At 43.1% G+C, this 16927-nt stretch carries 13 protein-coding genes; 3 read left to right on the forward strand and 10 right to left on the reverse strand.

Going from position 1 to position 16927, the window contains the following annotated elements; translation table 11 throughout:
- Positions 1 to 54: 54 nt before the first annotated feature.
- The 6 genes from R1T43_RS04690 to R1T43_RS04715 form a co-directional block, all read right to left on the reverse strand.
- Positions 55 to 2718, reverse strand: coding sequence for an ATP-binding protein (locus R1T43_RS04690; protein WP_317353388.1), 2664 nt, complete (start codon positions 2716 to 2718; stop codon positions 55 to 57).
- Between the two features lie 34 nt (positions 2719 to 2752).
- Positions 2753 to 4039: a PotD/PotF family extracellular solute-binding protein gene (locus R1T43_RS04695; protein WP_317353391.1), complete on the reverse strand. Its 1287-nt coding sequence runs from the start codon at positions 4037 to 4039 to the stop codon at positions 2753 to 2755.
- A gap of 142 nt (positions 4040 to 4181) precedes the next feature.
- Entirely contained in the window at positions 4182 to 5588 is a 1407-nt protein-coding gene (locus R1T43_RS04700; RefSeq protein WP_317353394.1) for a diguanylate cyclase, read from the reverse strand.
- Positions 5589 to 5771: 183 nt separating this feature from the next.
- On the reverse strand, positions 5772 to 6611 hold the full coding sequence (locus R1T43_RS04705) for a choice-of-anchor H family protein (RefSeq protein ID WP_317353397.1): 840 nt from the start codon (positions 6609 to 6611) through the stop codon (positions 5772 to 5774).
- Between the two features lie 113 nt (positions 6612 to 6724).
- Positions 6725 to 7123, reverse strand: coding sequence for a ribonuclease E inhibitor RraB (gene rraB / locus R1T43_RS04710; protein WP_057789688.1), 399 nt, complete (start codon positions 7121 to 7123; stop codon positions 6725 to 6727).
- Positions 7124 to 7153: 30 nt separating this feature from the next.
- Complete coding sequence (locus R1T43_RS04715) at positions 7154 to 7879, reverse strand: 1-acylglycerol-3-phosphate O-acyltransferase (protein WP_317353402.1); 726 nt, start codon at positions 7877 to 7879, stop codon at positions 7154 to 7156.
- A gap of 232 nt (positions 7880 to 8111) precedes the next feature.
- On the opposite strand from R1T43_RS04715, the gene R1T43_RS04720 reads away from it, so the two are divergent.
- Positions 8112 to 9251, forward strand: a complete 1140-nt coding sequence (locus tag R1T43_RS04720) for an HD domain-containing phosphohydrolase (protein WP_305444174.1) — start codon at positions 8112 to 8114, stop codon at positions 9249 to 9251.
- Between the two features lie 116 nt (positions 9252 to 9367).
- Here R1T43_RS04720 and glnG read toward each other — a convergent pair whose 3' ends face one another.
- The 4 genes from glnG to glnA all read right to left on the reverse strand — a co-directional run bounded on the left by glnG (position 9368) and on the right by glnA (position 14063).
- Positions 9368 to 10777, reverse strand: a complete 1410-nt coding sequence (glnG, locus tag R1T43_RS04725; RefSeq protein ID WP_057789694.1) for a nitrogen regulation protein NR(I) — start codon at positions 10775 to 10777, stop codon at positions 9368 to 9370.
- Positions 10767 to 11852: a nitrogen regulation protein NR(II) gene (gene glnL / locus R1T43_RS04730; protein WP_317353408.1), complete on the reverse strand. Its 1086-nt coding sequence runs from the start codon at positions 11850 to 11852 to the stop codon at positions 10767 to 10769. The genes glnG and glnL overlap by 11 nt, the downstream gene beginning before the upstream one ends.
- Before the next feature lie 126 nt (positions 11853 to 11978).
- The gene (locus R1T43_RS04735; protein ID WP_317353410.1) at positions 11979 to 12548 is read right to left on the reverse strand and encodes a DUF4124 domain-containing protein; all 570 of its coding nucleotides are present in this window, start codon (positions 12546 to 12548) and stop codon (positions 11979 to 11981) included.
- Between the two features lie 105 nt (positions 12549 to 12653).
- Entirely contained in the window at positions 12654 to 14063 is a 1410-nt protein-coding gene (gene glnA, locus R1T43_RS04740) for a glutamate--ammonia ligase (RefSeq protein ID WP_211071496.1), read from the reverse strand.
- Between the two features lie 432 nt (positions 14064 to 14495).
- On the opposite strand from glnA, the gene typA reads away from it, so the two are divergent.
- Positions 14496 to 16325 carry a translational GTPase TypA gene (gene typA / locus R1T43_RS04745; RefSeq protein WP_317353414.1) on the forward strand — a complete coding sequence of 610 codons (1830 nt, stop codon included), beginning with the start codon at positions 14496 to 14498 and terminating at the stop codon, positions 16323 to 16325.
- A gap of 199 nt (positions 16326 to 16524) precedes the next feature.
- Positions 16525 to 16917, forward strand: a complete 393-nt coding sequence (locus tag R1T43_RS04750; RefSeq protein ID WP_211071494.1) for a response regulator — start codon at positions 16525 to 16527, stop codon at positions 16915 to 16917.
- The last annotated feature ends 10 nt before the right edge of the window (positions 16918 to 16927 follow it).

Consider the following 16927-nt stretch of genomic DNA (forward strand, 5'->3'; position numbering starts at 1 on the left):
CCTTTTTTTTGATTACTCGTTACACAATATGTACCGCGTAACATTTGAATGCTTTTAGTGATTCATGTACCGCTTTAACATATCTACCAAGGCTTTGCGTTTAATTGGCTTAGTAAGATAGTCGTTCATGCCTACATCGATAGCGCTTTGTTTGTCTTCTTTCATAGCATTAGCCGAGAGCCCGATAATGGGAAGGGTAGTAAAGCCCGCTTTTCTTAGGGCTTTTGTTGCCTCATAACCATCCATTACGGGCATTTGTACATCCATTAACACCAAATCATAATGAGGTGCGTTTTCTATTTTGCGCACCGCTTGATTGCCATCTTCTGCTATATCAAACGTAATCCCTAAGGTTTTCAGCATTTCACCGGTAACAATCTGATTTATATTGTTATCTTCAACCAACAATACATGTCCTTCTAAGCTAATATCTTCAATGATATCTGCATTTTTAGTCATGGTTTTTCGTGTTTCATTACTGACTACCATAGACATGAAATGTTCAAATTGTGCAGGCGTGAAAGGGTGCATAATAAGCGGGCCTTTCCACAGGCTGTTGTACTTATCTTGCAGCGCACTCCCCACGGTATCCATGATCAAGCCAACATGGGTGCCTTTGTCCGCGAGCTCATGTAACCAGCGGATATTGTCTTTAAACACGCTAAAGCTTGGAATATCAACAATAAGGTGTTTAGGCAGAGAGTCGAGGGACTGAGCGGCTTTGATGTCCATGATATTGGCTTGGCTTATCTGTATTACCGACTGATAGATATCTGGTAGAAGAGGTGAAGAGGTCAAGTACACACTGGATGTGGGCAACTGAGGCGTAAGGTCAAAAATACCAGGCTGGTTCTTAAATACACGAAGGGGCAAGGATATTGTAAAGGTACTGCCTTTACCTTCTACTGAAGTGGCTGATAGTGAGCCCCCCATCAAGTCGGTGAGTTGTTTTACAATGGTTAAACCCAAACCTGTTCCACCATACTTGCGGTTGGTCGCGTCATCTGCCTGAGTAAAGGGGTTAAAAATACGAGCAAGTTGCCGCTCACTCATTCCAATACCCGAATCTTCAATGTTCATTGTTAGGGACAGCAAATTACCTTTATCGTTAATATTGCCATCAAATCGAATGCAAATTTGCCCTTGCTCGGTGAATTTCACCGCATTGCTTCCAATATTCATGATGATTTGCGCAATACGTAGCGGATCGCCAATAACCTGGGGTGGTATGGATGGTGACACAATAAAACGAACGGCTAAGTTCTTTTCTTTGGCTTTAAGGGCAATTACAGCAATGAGATTATCGAACAAAGAATGAAGGGAAAAACTGACTTCTTCAATTTTAAGTTTACCGGCTTCAATTTTGGAGAAATCTAAAATATCATTGATAACGCTCATTAAAATTTGGCTTGAATAGGCGGCTTTATCAAGATAGCCACTTACAATATCAGGCACTGGGTGTTGCTGTGCAAGTTCTATTAAGCCAATAATACCATTCATGGGCGTACGAATTTCATGGCTCATATTGGCCAAGAAAATACTCTTCGAGGCCGTCGCTCGCTCAGCTTTAATTTTACTTTCAGTCAGTTCTGAGTTTAAGGATTCCAATCTGCCATTCAGTCCACGGGCTTCCGATAGTAACCTTTCTGTTTGCTTGTTTTTATCACTAAATACATGGGCGGCTCGAGCAAGGTTTCCAATTTCATCGTTGCGGCTGTTGCCTGGAATACTCGAAATGTTTTGGCCTTCAGATAGCCGATTGAATACGTGGGTTATGGTACGAATAGGGCCTAAAATACGATAGGCAGTAAATATAGCGGCGATGACCGCAAGTAGAATGGCGACCAGTGAAAATATCTCACCATTACGTTGTGTTTCTTGCGCTACCAAATAGGTGTTGTGAGTAATAGATTCGGTTTTCGATGTTACTTGATTGGCAAGTTCGCCGCTTAAATATAAAAATTCATTCGCCGAACCGGCCATAACCACATTAACCAAAAACAAATTCCCTTGGGTTATTTGTGTTAGCTTAAATAGGTCAGCTTCGGCCTTTTCAAGTAACTCATTCACTTGGCTATGAAGTGTTTGATTGTTTATGGTAATCGCTTTAACTGCAGTAATTGCTTCATTGAATTGAGTGATTAACGCCATATCAGGCTTCATCAAATAGAGAAGGATTGCATTTTCCGCTTTAGCAATGTGGAAGTTAAGTTTATCAATGGTACTTTGAGGAAGCGCGAAGTCTTCATTGGCAGTATCAAATAGCCGCTTAATCGCCAGTAAATCTGACAATGACCCATCAATGATTAAGTCGTCTTTTCTAGAGCGTGCATCAATAACCTGGCGGAAATTTTCTTGGTAGGCACTAAGGTGCTTATGCATACGAGACAGCACATAGGTATCGTCAATCTCACCGCTTTGGGTAACTGGATCGGCAAGCTCATCTAGCCTTTTATTGATAGAGAGCATCAACCTTTCAAAACGCGTTACCGCAGATTGGCTCGCATTTTCTTTGTAGATAAGTACATTACGCTGTAAGTCGATAACATCTCTTTCGAGTTCTTTTACTATTCCTACATCAACCACAGCACGACTCGATGCCGCCATGCCGCTGCTTAATACAGATTGGTTCTCTCTAGCAATATACCCTTGTACTAAGAGCAGAGCGACTAAAGCAATTAATACGAGAATAAGTTGCGTTCGAATCGATGACAGCATAGCTATTATTGTGCCTTTGACTTAACCAATGGGGTTAAGACGTAATAAATTCATACCATTTTTGGAGGCTATATTCGTAGGTTGGCATGACAGTATTCCATACTGCGATGTTACTAAACCTATCTTCATAGCTTCCACCTGAGCGCTGTTCACCTTTTTGAACGCTAACCTTACCTGCCGGGCCTTTTAAGTTTTCGCTTGCAGGTAACCCTTTGTACCAATAATCCCATTCGGCTTGCGACAAATATTTTGCAGAACGCTCTGGATTAGATATGTAATAGCCCTGACGAGCAATAAACGCCCCGGGCCAGCCTGACAGCCACCAATTCATATATTCATAAGCCACATCTTTACTTCTTCCTTGTGAAGCTGACGATAAACACATTACCCCATGCCAGCCTCGGTAACCTTCCTTCGGCGCAGCAAATTTAACGGGGATGTTCTGGCTGTTTAACGCCGATACCGCAGGAGAGAACATGCTTTCTATAGAGACACGTTGGCTTTTCATAAATTGCACAGATTCAGGCACTGATGTCCAAAAGCCACTGAAGTGATTTAACTGGGATAACTCAATAAGAATACTGAATAAGTTATCTAGCTCTTGCGTGGTCATTGCCCCTATATCTTCAAATGTAATGTAGCCCTTTGCTTGTGCCGCCAACGCTAAGTCGAAAAGTCCAATGGTGGGATCATTTACAATCCCCACTTTGCCAGACAACCGACTATCGAGTAGCCATCCCCAGCTTTCTTCTTGGTTTTGCAGTTGTTCAGGAAATTGAGATGTATTGTAGCCAAACGAGTCTACGTTGTGCACATAGGGAAGGAAGCTAATGGTGTCTGTATGTTCTACACCCAAACTGCCATCAGCTTGTACATTAATAATCTTATGAGGGGCGTCACCAGCGCCTAATCGTGCTGCATCCGTCACTTTACCTGTTTTGGTTAAATCGTTTATTTCATCCCAATAGGTAAGCTTTTTCTTTTCGATAGGTTGAATAGCTTTTGAACGCCACAAAACATTAATGCTGTTTGACCATTGTTCATATAAATCGAAAGCATCAGGGTTCATTGATGCTTTTTGAAGTACGGTAGCGCTTCCACCCGGCTGAAACGCTATATTGATGCCTAGGTCGGCCATTGCATGTTGACGGATTTCTTCTTGCAGTGTGACATGAGTACCCATGACTTTTAACGTTGGCTTGGGTTTGCCAATAGCAAAAGGGGTTACCCCGGCAGTGACGCCAGCGGTTACTCCCAGCGCGGCCGCTCCCTTGATAAAACTACGCCGAGGGCGAGAAGATAAACGTTGGCTGGGTGGCATTAGAACGATTCCAGTTGTTCTTTATAGTATTTTTATTCTGGCATCGATTTTCGATATTTACCAAATTATTTGCCAATATGAGTAAAGCTTTAGACAAAAGAACGATAAAAATTAACTCAACATCCCTGTTCCCAGTATGTGATTAACTCACTGAATTAAATTCTGTTTTATCTTGTTTAGCTAGGCAAACCTGATTTCTTCCGTCCCGTTTAGCACGGTAGAGTGCTTCATCAGCCTTGCTTACGATCTCTTTTGTTTGGTTAGGGCTTATCTCGCTCACATAATAAGCCCCAATACTAATAGTTACGTTGTACCCCTTAAGTGAAGGAAGTGTACTTGAAATTACTTCAACCCGCTTCCTGAGACGCTCAAGAATATCTATGGGGTCGTGGGAGCCGGGTAATACCATGCAAAAAGCAAACTCTTCTCCGCCCACCCGGCCAATGCCATCTTCTTGACGAAAAAATTGTTTCATCGACTTCGCAATAGCTATCAGTACATCATCACCGAAGGCATGACCATAGGTATCGTTGAGTTTCTTGAAGTGGTCAACATCGGCAATGCCGATTAATAGGGAGTGTCCATGACGATGAGCGAAATGCACAGATTTATCTAATGCCTCTTCAAACGCCCGCCTGTTTGGAATGTCTGTGAGAGGGTCGAAATAGGCGAGCTTTTCAAGTTTCACGTTAACGTTACGAAGCTCTCTAGTGCGTTGGGTTACCAAGTTTTCTAAATTTTCTCGAATACTTTTTAGCTCAAAGTTACGGCTGTTCAGTTGCTCGGCTTGAAACTTAACGGCACTTACATCTCGTTCAACCGAAGCGAAGTGAGTCACTTCTCCGAGTTGGTTTCGCAAGGGGAATATACTCATTTCAACCCAGTAGGGGGTGCCGGTTTTAGTATAATTGAGGAGCGTTTCAGTAATGGGTTTTTGCTCTGCAAGGGCGCTGTGAATGCGATTGGTTGCCTCTTTGTCTGTAAGCGTGCCTTGGAAAATTCGAGGTGTTTCCCCTATGAGCTCTTCTCGAGAGTAACCTGTCAATTTACAAATCGCATCGTTGACGTAAATGATTTTAGGAGACAAAGGACCATCAATGGCTTTAGCTTCGGTAACTACAATCATGTCTTGTGCACTTTGCACGATATCGAGGAATGAGAAAGCGGCAATTTTTTCGGTGATTTCAGTAAAATAAACCACCACAAAGCCTGCATCATTACTATTCTCTGGGTAAGCACTTACACTTAACCAACACACTTCAGCACTGGTTTCGTCAACCAGTCCTATCACTTCATCAGTAATAGAGACATTGAGCGATATTACTTTATTGACCGGATATTCGTCTGGATGCAATCGACGATTTTGCCGGTCTATAAACTCCCACCCATCTTCCAAATGGTGCTTGTTTTTTAAGCTATCAATAGATGTTTTAAAAAGTTTCATCGCGGCAGGATTCGCATAAATAATCTGTGAATCCCAAGAATGTATCACTACGCCAATATGCGCATGTTCCAAAAGGTTTATCAGGTTTACATTTTCAATTTTCATCGCACGTATACCATCTCGACTTAACATATCGATGTGGTTGCCATTTGGTAACCACGTTCGTAAGTCATTATGCGGGCTGACCTTATTGCATAATGCTTATTTTTTGTTCTACTACTTTAGTATAGTAATAAACGGATAAAACACCGCTTTTCAATGAAAGTCTTTTTAGTAAACGCTAACGTACTATCGTTGAATTCCTCTACGTGCTACTAGAACAAAGGCGATGAATAGTAAACCGAAGATAGTGGTGCTACCGCCGTGCTCCTCTACCACTATGACCGTATCTTCGTAGATATACTCATGGTTGTCGCTTTCTAAACTTAAGTAAGCAAGGTCGGCATCATCATAGCCGTCAGAAAAAGCGACCAGTTGCTCTGAGTAGGCATCATATAGTTCGATGAGCACATCATAATCTGCCGCAGGGAAGCCTGAAAGCAAGTGGCTTTCCACCACAAAAGCATCTGAAGAATCTTCGCCATACAGCACAAATTCAGAGGTGACATGAATGGCTTCGTACCGATCGTTTCTACCTAAGTAAATAACCCCATATACAAGAGCACTGTCGTAAGCAGTATCTGCATCGAACTCAACGGTAAATTCAGAATAATATCCGTCATAATCAATATCACTATCTAAAGATACCCAGCTGTCATAAATCCAGTAATCGGGCAATAGTGTGGTTGATTGTGCTTCGGCATAGGACTTACTGGTGCCACTAAAAAGACTTTCACGTTTCGCTTTTTTCTCGGCCAGTGACGCCGCCCCCAACGTGTCAGATTTTGTAACGTTATTGCTTTTAGTATCGTTAATTACACTAGTAGTGGCAGTCTTGGCCGCCGCGTTAATTGTAGCCTGAGTAGATGCTTCAGTAGGAGAGTAAACCGCGCCGTAGCGATATTCTGTTGATTCAACAGACACAGGGTCACTTGATAGCGTTTGTTCCGCGTATGAAGTGTTAATCAACGAGCAAGGTAATAGGGCTAGTAGGCAGAGCTTTGCTAGGGGTTGAATGGGTGATTTCATTGTTAACATCCTTTCTAATCAAAATGACAGGTGCCATTGTTGATTAAATAAGATGAACAAAAACTGAAGCCACCCTTAATGTAGTGTTGAGTAAAGGGAGTAGACTGCGAGATTTAGTCTTCTAGGTAATCGTCTTCGTACTCATCTTCGTCATCGCCGCGGGGCATGAAATACGTTCCCCAGCCATCGTATTGAACGTCTTGTTTGTCAGCAATTTTAAGTAAAGCATCGGAATCAGCATTGAGTTTTTCAAGGTTTAACTCTCGCTCAACGATAGCATCGAAACAAAAAATTGTACCGCCATCATCAAGCATTAACTCTTCGGCGTCAGTCACTTCAAAACCTGCTTTGAACGTATCAACCGCGGCTTTTTCTAGCTTGTCGAAGTCGTTACTCGCAAAGTGATGCTCAATGGTGTATTCGGCATCGGCCTGACTACCGTCTTCTAGTAGCGCTTCTATGGTTTCCTCGTTAAAGGAATACCATTCTTCTCTTTCATCAAACTGACTCATAACGCAAAACCTCAATCATTTTTCGCAAGTTTACCTGCTTTTTTCCATTTCAGCGACTTCAGCATCCAACTCAGCCATCTTGTTTTTCATCTGGTCGTTGAAATACTGCATCCACGCTTTAAGTGGCTTGTCGTCGGTAAGTGGTTCAGGTGCACTAATATCGATAAGTACTACGCCATTGTTCCATCGGTTCCACTTTACTTTATTGTGTAGATTACTGGCAGTCACCATAACAATGGGTTCATTAGTGGTTTTCGCTAGCCTGAATGCACCTTGTTTGAAAGGCAATAAGCCACGTCCATAGCTTCTTGTTCCTTCAGGGAAGAACCATACTGAGGTACGCTTTTTGGCAATGCGGTTGGCAGCTATATCTAAGGTGTTTCTAGCTTTACCTGAATTTTTACGGTCGATGAGAATATTGCCTGATAGCCAATAAATTTGACCGAAAATGGGGATCCACTTAAGGCTTTTCTTTCCAATAGTCACCACGCCCGGTAACGCGGCCTTACAAATAGTCATCAGGTCGTAATTATTTTGGTGATTCGCAATAAATACGTAGGGCTCTTTGATTTTTACCGCAGGATCTCGTCGAACAATTACCTTCAAACCCATCACATACGACATTAATGAATAAAGTTTGCCTGCCGTATGTACGTTATCTTTGTGAAAAGGACGAAAAATGCATACTGCAAATAGGGCTAGATTAACTAGCAAAAAGGTGAGTAAAAGCGCGGGAACGCGTAGTAAAGCAATCAAAGTGGCTCCTGAATATAAATGACGCGCGAAGTATAAAGTAAGTTTCAGCGTACACTTGTCCGATGAGTTATTATAGATGCTTTAGCGGTTCTCTTGCCATGGTATAGCTAGAAATACGTTCAAATTAGGTAAGTTAATCTAAAATACTTAACTTTAGTATGAGGTAACTTTGTCGATAGCATCTTACAATAAGAGAAAGCGTAACCTCACCATCACCAACCCGGTATCTATAATGCAGACATTTGTACCTGACGACCTCGAAGAAGATATTCTTTGTGACTTAATGGAAGAAATTAATGAGCTTTACGAATCAAGTGAGCAGACATTAATCGAATTAGAGCTTCGTCCAGAAGACAATGAACTGCAACGTGCGTTGTTCCGGTCAATCCATACCATTAAAGGCGACCTTGGGTTAGTGAATTTCTCACCTATGATCCCCTTGCTTCAGCATGTAGAAGACTTACTCGATTACTTACGTAAAGGGCAGGTGTCGTATACCAGCACCATGAGTGACTTGGTGTTACTTACCATGGATAGGGTTAAGGCATTTGTAGAAGCTGTTATGGCTGAAGGAAAAGCCGAATATGACGATACCTTGCACCAACAGTTGGTCATGGCGATAAGTCGAATTACACCGGATAATGGCGATGAACATGAGAAGCGTCTTACTGAGGCGGTTTTGTTACTCAACCCCGCTTTAGATGTCATTACCGATGACAGCAACCCTGAAAATATCCAAATAAAACCGCCGACATTGGCAACGTCGGGCATACCCAAAGACATGAGTAATGAAAAGAAGCTGGATGTGCTTTTCTTTCGCGACCTTATGCAAACTATCGAAAAACGCTCAAATTTTTGGGTAGGAAGAGGGGATAGGGTTGCTAAGCTAGCGTTATATATTAATAGCACTGCGGGCAAACCAATTGATGAATCTCAGCTAGCCGTAGCCAGTTATGTACATGACTTTGGCATGGCATTCATGCCATTAAAGCTCTTGCATAAAAGCGAGGCATTAACCGATATAGAGTTTAACTTAATGCGGTCCCATGTATATAAAAGCTCTCGTTTGCTCGAACACTTAGACCAATGGGATTTGGCGCGTAAAATAGTGATGCAGCATCATGAACGTACTGATGGTACCGGTTACCCATTAGGCCTTAAAGAAGAAGATATTTGTGATGGGGCTAAGTTACTCGCCATTGTTGATACTTATGATGCGATGACACATTCTCGGGCTCATAATGATGAAAAGCAACTATCCAAGAAAGAGGCGGTTATTGAAATTAACCGCAGTGCCAAAGGCCAATTTAGCATGCAGTGGGTGAGGTTGTTCAACCAAGCGATGACAAGTTTGTTGAAAAAAGGCGGCTAGTCTCCGATTACTAACGAACCTATTTCTTGTTTTCAACAAACATAAAAAAAGCCCGCTATTTCACAACGAATAAAGCGGGCTTTTGTGTATTAGCAGGTCTTAAAACCTAGCGTAAACTAAGTAATACCTAGCTCTTTTAGCTTGCGAGTAAGAGTATTACGGCCCCAACCTAATCGCTTAGCGGCATCTTGCTTATGACCGTGAGTGTGCTGAAGGGCACGTTCCAACATGATTTTTTCAAACGTAAGCATGGCGTCATTTAGAATATTGTATCTGCCATCGCGAAGTTGTTTGTCGGTCCAACGGGCTAGTAAATCTGGCCAATCTCCAGCTTCGGCGGCGGGCTTTTCTATGCTGCTGTCAGAGTGGATTTCAGGAGGTAAGTCACTGGGTAAAACTTCTTGTCCGCTGGCCATCACGGTTAGCCATCGACATACGTTTTCGAGTTGTCTCACGTTACCTGGCCAAGGAAGCTGAGCCATCAACTTTTCAGCATCTTTGCTTAAGCTTTTTGCTTCTACATCTAGCTCTTTCGCCGCTCGGCGTAAGAAGTGACGCGCTAACAAATGAATATCTTCACGGCGTTCAGAGAGGGAAGGCAGATGCACACGTATAACGTTTAAACGGTGAAACAAATCTTCACGAAACTTTCCATCTGCCACACGCTTTTCTAAATTCTGGTGGGTTGCGGCAATAATACGTACATCTACTGCCACCGATTGGTGTCCGCCCACACGGTAAAACTGTCCGTCGGCCAATACCCGTAATAAGCGGGTTTGAACGTCTAACGGCATATCACCTATTTCATCAAGAAAAAGGGTGCCGCCATCAGCTTGCTCAAAGCGACCCTGACGCGCATTTTGTGCACCGGTAAACGCGCCTTTTTCATGGCCAAATAGCTCAGACTCAACCAAGTCGGCGGGAATAGCGGCCATGTTAAGTGCGATAAAAGGCTTGCTAGAGCGCGGGCTATGGCGATGCAAAGCGTGGGCAACAAGCTCTTTACCGGTACCAGACTGGCCATTAATCAATACACTAATTGAAGAGCGAGATAATCTACCTATGGCTCGAAACACTTCCTGCATGGCAGGGGCTTCACCAATAATTTCGGTTTCCGGATCATCCTGCGGGGCTTGCTGCGTTTTTGACTGTTCCCTTGCATGCGCTAGCGCACGTTGAGTAAGCGTGACCGCTTCATCTATATCGAAGGGTTTAGGTAAATATTCAAATGCCCCTTTTTGATAGGCGTTTACCGCACTGTCTAAATCGGAATGCGCAGTCATGATGATTACAGGCATCATGGGGTGGGTGGCATGCACTTCATTAAGCAGTGTCATACCGTCCATCTGCGGCATTTTAATATCAGAGATAATCACTTCTGGCGCTTGACCGCTTTGTAACTGAAGGAGTAAATCTTGCGGGTTTTCAAAACACAAGCATCCAATGCTTGCTGTTTGTAAGGCCTTTTGAAGCACCCAACGAATAGAACTGTCGTCATCGACAATCCATACTGACTCATTCGTCATTGCCTGTCTCCTTGCGGTCTATCGGAATATAAATTACGAATTCGGTGTGCCCAGGGTGGCTTTCTACATCTATTTTTCCGCCGTGATGGTTTATCAATGTTTGCGATATCGATAACCCTAAGCCGGAACCATTTTGCTTACTGCTCACCATGGGGTAAAAAAGCGTGTCTTTTATTTCTGAGGGAATACCAGGGCCATTGTCTATCACTTTTATTTTAGCGATTAGCGCATGGCGGTTTCCCTGAATTGTCATCTGTCGCTCAATCCGCGTTACTAAACGAATTTGAGGGTTAGGTGTTTCACTTTCAGTAAGCGCCTGAATGCTATTTCTAACGATATTCAACACGGCTTGCTGAATCATATCAGCGTCGATCATCAGTGGCGGAATACTAGGGTCGTAATCACGAATGATGGTTATGGGGGTTTCTGAGTCAACCCGCATTAGGCTTCTCACTTGCTCCAATGCTTGATGCACATTGCTCCAATTAAACCGAGGAAGTGAATTTGGCCCTAGCAAGCGGTCAACTAGATTTCTTAGTCGATCAGATTGCTCAATGATCATCTGAGTAAATTCTTTATGCTCTTCACTCAATTCTTTTTCAAGTAATTGCGCCGCCCCGCGAATGCCACCTAGCGGGTTTTTAATTTCATGAGCTAACCCACGGACAAGTTCACGCGCTGCATAATGTTGTGCGTTTTGTAAATTTTCACGGGATATTCTTTTTTGCTGGTCTATTTTTTTTACTTCAAAGAGTAGCCTAGCCCCTTCTTCTAACTGCAAGTTCGTTACGGTTAAATCAACCATGACATTGCGGTTGTCTCTAAAACACAGTCGAATTTCGTTTTCGGTAAAGTCTTCTCCGTGTCTTAGTGCTGCGCGTAAGCGAGCGGTGTCAATATTTCCAGGCAAGAAAAAGTCATCAAGACGATGGCCGCATAGCTGCTTTCTGCCTGTTTCAAACAGCGCCTCCCCTGCGTGGTTGGCGTAAACGATATTTAACCTATCGTCCACCATCACAAGCGCAGTATTCAGGCTATTTAAAAATTGTTGCGTGTCTAACTCGGTTGATTGCATCCGAGCTTATCTCCTCTGCACTATATAGGTGCATTGTAACGTATCAACAAAAATTGTAGGCACAGAATTGGTGTTACTTTTTTTCTGTTCCCCGCTATGGTGCGGGCTTTGCGCTACGATTGAACGTTAGTTGCTATTTATTAACGCTGATGCTTGATGCAGAAACAGCGTTTGTAGTGCAGAGGATGCAAGAGTCTTGCCCTTATTGTCTGTCAGCTCAACCTTATACTGATGTTCGCCCCGATTTATGCCATTTAAGGTAAATACGCCTGTTGTATTGCTCTGCAATAGGGCGCCATCGAAGATTAATTGATAGCGCGGCGCCTTTACTGAAGTCGGTTGGTTCGCACGTATGGTGAAGTTTCCGGCATTGTTTCGAAGGGTGGCGTTAGGGGCTGGAGAGGCAATAACCACTTTATAGGTTTTTGTCTTCGATTTAGTCGTTTGAGCCAGAATGGGTTTTGGTGCTGATGGGCTAGACACAACATTCTGTGTTTTCGCGTCAAACTCGACGGTATCGCTTTTTGGTGAAGGGCTATCCGTATAAAGGATAGTGCCATCGGCTTGCTTCACTTTATACACAGGTGTGCTTGTGGTGTTAGTCTCCTCTTGGACATTTGAGGTGCTTTGCCCATGGCTTTCATAAGGGATTAACGCAATCGCGGTAAGTAACGCAATATAAGGATAAATTTTCAATAGATAGGCCTGCTCATCGTTTCTTACTTATATAGTAGAAAAGCTTTGGCATAAAAAAAAGCCCGCATAAGCGGGCCTTTGTATATTCAAGCACTTAAACGTTGATTAAACGCTGTAGTACATATCGAACTCAACTGGGTGAGTTGACATGGCAAGCGTAGTCACTTCTTCAGACTTAAGATCGATGTATGCATCAATCATGTCGTCAGTCATAACGCCGCCAGCTTTAAGGAATTCACGGTCGTTATCCAATGCTTCTAGTGCCATTTCTAGCGAGCTAGCAACGGTTGGAATTTCTGCCGCTTCTTCTGGTGGTAAGTCGTACAAGTCTTTATCCATAGAGTCGCCAGGATGGATCTTGTTCTTAATACCGTCAAGGCCAGCCATAAGCATTGCTGAGAAAGCAAGGTATGGGTTAGCTGTTGGGTCAGGGAAACGTACTTCGATACGACGCGCTTTATCGCTCGTTACGTATGGAATACGGATAGATGCAGAACGGTTACGTGCAGAGTATGCAAGCATTACCGGTGCTTCGAATCCTGGAACCAAACGCTTGTAAGAATTTGTTGATGCGTTAGCAAAAGCGTTGATTGCACGAGCGTGTTTAATAATACCGCCAATGTAGAAAAGCGCTTCTTCAGACAGACCAGCATACTTATCACCCGCAAAGATGTTTACGCCATCTTTAGAGATTGATTGGTGACAGTGCATACCAGAACCGTTATCACCTACAAGAGGCTTAGGCATGAATGTAGCAGTTTGACCGTAAGCGTGAGCTACGTTGTGTACTACATACTTATATACTTGGATTTCATCTGCTTTTGTTACTAGTGTGTTGAATTCGCAAGCGATTTCGTTTTGACCAGCAGTAGCAACTTCATGGTGATGCGCTTCAATAACTAAGCCCATTTCTTCCATTACTAGACACATAGCAGCACGAATGTCGTGAGCTGAATCTACTGGAGGAACTGGGAAGTAACCGCCTTTAACACCAGGACGGTGACCCATGTTTCCGCCTTCAAAATCAGCGCCTGAGTTCCACTTTGCTTCAGCAGCATCAATCTTATAGAAAGATCCAGCCATATCGGTGTGGAATTTTACATCGTCAAACAAGAAGAATTCTGGCTCTGGACCGAAGAATACTGTGTCGCCAATGCCGGTAGATTTTAGGAATTCTTCTGCGCGGCGTGCAACAGAGCGTGGATCACGCTCGTAACCTTCCATTGTTGAAGGCTCTAAGATGTCACAACGAATGTTAACTTGTGTTTCTTCTGCGAATGGGTCGATTACCGCACTCGTAGGGTCTGGCATAAGAACCATGTCTGATTCGTTAATGCCTTTCCAGCCAGCAATTGAAGAACCATCGAACATTTTACCTTCTTCGAATGTCTCTTCGTCTACTGTACCAGCAGGAATAGATACGTGTTGTTCCTTGCCCTTAGTATCAGTAAAGCGCAAATCAACAAATTTCGCTTCACTTTCTTTAATTAGCTCTAATGCCTTTTCTACTGACATCGTGTCCTCCAGGTTTAATGTAAAAATGCGGAATGATCAGCTTCATCCCAACAGTGGAAAAACTAAAAGCGATTTTCATGCCATCTATCGTGATTCCGATTTTGCTGGCTTAGCAGCAAGAGGATTACTGAATGATTAATGGTGATGCACCCAAATGGTGCTAAATCGCTATATTTTGGTGCAAATTAAAATTAAGTAGCCGTTAGCTAGCCTAGAGTAACTCGTCTTCAGTTACCACCGAAAACAGGGCGCAAAAGTAATAAATTCGTTAATCAAAGACTATAATAATGAAAAACATGCCTCCCTTTAAAAAAAAGGTGCGCAAACGCCGTGGTTTTTCTGTACAATCCGCGCAAAATTTACTATCTGCATTTTTTGCAACAAATCTAATGCATGCTTATTGGCATGTAATGATTTACACAGGCTCCCTAGATGACTACCACTGATATTAATAAATTACGTAACATTGCTATTATTGCTCACGTTGACCACGGTAAAACAACTTTGGTTGATAAACTGTTACAACAATCAGGCACTCTTGAAACTCGCGGAGAGCAAGAAGAGCGCGTGATGGACTCGAATGACATCGAGAAAGAACGCGGAATCACAATCTTAGCTAAAAACACTGCTATTAACTGGAACGACTACCGTATCAACATCGTAGATACTCCAGGACACGCCGATTTCGGTGGTGAAGTAGAGCGTGTAATGTCAATGGCTGATTCAGTGTTGCTTCTAGTAGACGCGCAAGAAGGCCCAATGCCTCAAACGCGTTTCGTAACGCAAAAAGCATTCGCTCAAGGTTTGAAGCCAATTGTTGTTATCAACAAAATTGACAAGCCTGGCGCACGTCCTGATTGGGTTATGGATCAAGTATTCGATTTGTTCGATAACCTTGGTGCAACTGACGACCAGTTAGACTTCCAAGTTGTTTATGCATCAGCACTAAACGGTTGGGCTTCATTAGATGCCGACAAACCTGAAGATGACATGAATGCGTTGTTCCAAACAATCGTTGACCAAGTATCTCCTCCAGACGCAGATGCATCTGGCGCATTCCAAATGCAAATTTCTCAACTCGATTACAACTCTTATGTAGGTGTAATAGGTGTTGGCCGTATTAAGCGCGGTACTGTTAAGCCAAACCAACAAGTTACTGTGGTAACTGCTGAAGGCGAAAAGCGTAACGGTAAAGTTGGCCTAGTATATGGTTACCTTGGTTTAGCACGTCACGAAGTTGAAGGTGCAAGCGCAGGCGATATCATCGCAATCACAGGTTTAGGTTCGCTTAAAATCTCTGACACTATTTGTGATGTTAACCAAGTAGAAGCAATGACTCCGTTATCTGTTGATGAACCAACAGTAACCATGACTTTCCAAGTAAACACTTCACCGTTTTCTGGTAAAGAAGGTAAGTATGTTACTTCACGTAACATTCTAGAGCGTTTGAATGACGAACTAGTACATAACGTTGCACTACGTGTTGAAGAAACACCAGATCCGGATAAATTCCGCGTATCAGGTCGTGGTGAACTTCACTTGGGTATCCTTATTGAAAACATGCGTCGTGAAGGCTACGAGCTAGCAGTATCACGTCCAGAAGTTATTCTTAAAGAAGAAGATGGCCAAACACAAGAACCGTTCGAAACACTAACGGTAGACTGTGAAGAAGCGCATCAGGGCTCTATCATGGAACAACTTGGTCTGCGTAAAGCTGAAATGACCAATATGTCTCCAGATGGTAAAGGCCGTGTACGTATCGACTTCGTTATTCCTAGCCGTGGTTTGATTGGTTTCCAAACTGAATTCATGACGATGACGTCTGGTTCTGGTTTGCTTTACCATACATTCGATCACTATGGTCCGTACAAAGGCGGTATCATTGGCAAGCGTAAGAACGGTGTTCTTATTGCCAACGCTAATGGTAAAGCGCTAACTAACGCCTTGTTTAACTTACAAGAGCGTGGTCGTTTGTTTATCGGTCACGGTGTAGAAGTTTACGAAGGTATGGTTATCGGTATTCACAGCCGCGACAACGACCTAACTGTTAACGCCCTTAAAGGTAAGCAGTTAACCAACGTTCGTGCTTCTGGTACTGATGAAGCGCAAACTTTGGTTCCGCCGATCAATATGTCTCTTGAGCAAGCGCTTGAATTTATCGATGAAGACGAACTAGTAGAAGTAACGCCTGAGTCTATTCGTATTCGTAAGAAACTTCTTACTGAAAACGAACGTAAGCGTGCTTCACGCGAGAAAAAGTAATCACTTTTGCTTTGTTAGCCTCATAGGTTATTAAAAGCAGTAAAGATGATTCAAGAAACGCCAGCGTTAACGCTGGCGTTTTTTTATTTTGCTAAAGCATTTTGCATAAGCTTTTTGCTGAAATTTCGACGAAAGATGAGTTGGCAACATCGAGTTTGGCCTCTATCATCAAGTTAATGAAACTAAAAAGGCAAAGCCCGTGTTCTCTGTAGCAGTTATTGAAGACGATGTTATCACGCTCGATCTTATTACCGATGCATTAGAAACCCGCTTGTCGGCGACGGTTTACCCGTTTAGCCGAAGTAAAATTGCCCGTGAATTCTTACTCCAACAAACACCAGACACCCTTCAGCTTATTATCAGCGACCAAGTCATGAAAGAGTATGACGGGTTAAGTTTGTTAAAAGCATGCCGATCTGCGAATTTATCCGTTCCTTTTTTACTTATCACTAGCGATCCCAATAAAGAAGTCGTCATGGAAGCGCGCAAATTAGGTGTATCTGGATTTTTAGCGAAACCGCTGGAAATGGACGCCTTGGCCGCAAAGGCGAAATCCGTAGTGCTAGCAAATACGAAAAGTCGCGTTAGTTAATAACGAGCTA

The organism is Alteromonas sp. CI.11.F.A3, assembly GCF_032925565.1.
GTDB lineage: Bacteria > Pseudomonadota > Gammaproteobacteria > Enterobacterales > Alteromonadaceae > Alteromonas.